Genomic DNA, 1,222 nt, shown 5'->3' on the forward strand with positions numbered 1-1,222 from the left:
TGTAGCCTTCCCTAAAAATAGGACAGTTTAAAATTCAGATTTTCTAACTTTAAATTTTAACTGTCACATGAAAAAAAGCAAGTTTACCGAGAGCCAGATCATCAAGGCACTGAAAGAGAACGAACAGGGCCGCAAGGTGGGTGATATATCCCGTGAGATGGGCATTGACACCAGCACTTTTTATTATTGGAGGAAGAAGTACGGGGGCATGGAAGTGGCGCATATGAAGCGTTTGAAGGAACTCGAGGAGGAGAACCGCAAGCTAAAGCAGATGTACGCCGATGCCAGCCTTGACATCCGCATGCTCAAGGACGTACTGTCAAAAAAGTTCTAGGGCCTTCCGACAAGAAGCAGCGCGCCAAATACCTCCAGGAGGCCTATTCGGTATGTGTATCGCGTTCCTGCGGGGTACTTGACCTTGCCCGGTCGATGTGGTACTACCATAGCAGGAGGGACGACACCGAGGTGGTCGACGCCCTCTCCAAGCTGGCCGAAGAGCTGCCGACAAGGGGATTCGAGGTGTATTACAAGCGTTTGCGTCGCGAAGGCCACAACTGGAACAGGAAACGGGTTTTGAGGGTCTACAGGTCCATGAACCTAAAACTAAGGAGGAAGCACAAGAAGAGGCTTCCCGCAAGGACGAAGAACCCATTGGAGGCCCCTATGGAGCTCAACGAGGTCTGGAGCATGGACTTTATGGCCGATGTGCTGTCCGATGGAAGGAAGATAAGGGTGTTCAATGTCATGGACGACTGCAACCGGGAGGCCCTGGCCATGGACGTGGGGCTGAACTATCCGGCGATAAGGGTCGTGGAGACCTTATCACAATTGGGGGAAGAGATAGGCCTGCCAAAGACCATACGCTGCGATAACGGTCCGGAGTTCATATCCAAGGCACTATCGCAATGGTGCAAGGCCAAACGTGTCGAGCTCCAGTTCATCCAGCCCGGCAAGCCCATGCAGAACGGATATATGGAACGCCTCAACAGGTTTTACAGGGAAGATGTGCTAGATGCCTATTGGTTCAACGACCTGCACCAAGTAAGGACGCTGACCCAAAAATGGATGGAGGATTACAATACAAGGCATCCCCATTCATCCATCGGGGATATGCCGCCCAGGGAATACAAGAACCGTTTCGGGGAAGAATTCTTCCCCGAAACAGACGACATTAATGATAATTTTATGAATTTAGCGATGTCCTAAAAAAGGGAAGGCTACA

The 1,222-nt window shown here is 50.7% G+C and carries 1 protein-coding gene; it reads left to right on the forward strand.

Annotated features, from left to right (window positions below; all coding sequences use genetic code 11):
• Window positions 1–67 precede the first annotated feature (67 nt).
• Window positions 68–1,206, forward strand: a protein-coding gene (locus tag GGE08_RS16025) for an IS3 family transposase (RefSeq protein WP_257024062.1) whose coding sequence is annotated in 2 segments (ribosomal slippage) — window positions 68–329 and window positions 329–1,206 — 1,140 coding nt in all. Because the reading frame shifts where the segments join, the coding sequence is not laid out codon by codon here.
• Window positions 1,207–1,222: the final 16 nt, after the last annotated feature.

The organism is Allomuricauda sp. ARW1Y1 (assembly GCF_013407935.1).
In the GTDB taxonomy this organism is placed as follows: Bacteria; Bacteroidota; Bacteroidia; order Flavobacteriales; family Flavobacteriaceae; genus Flagellimonas.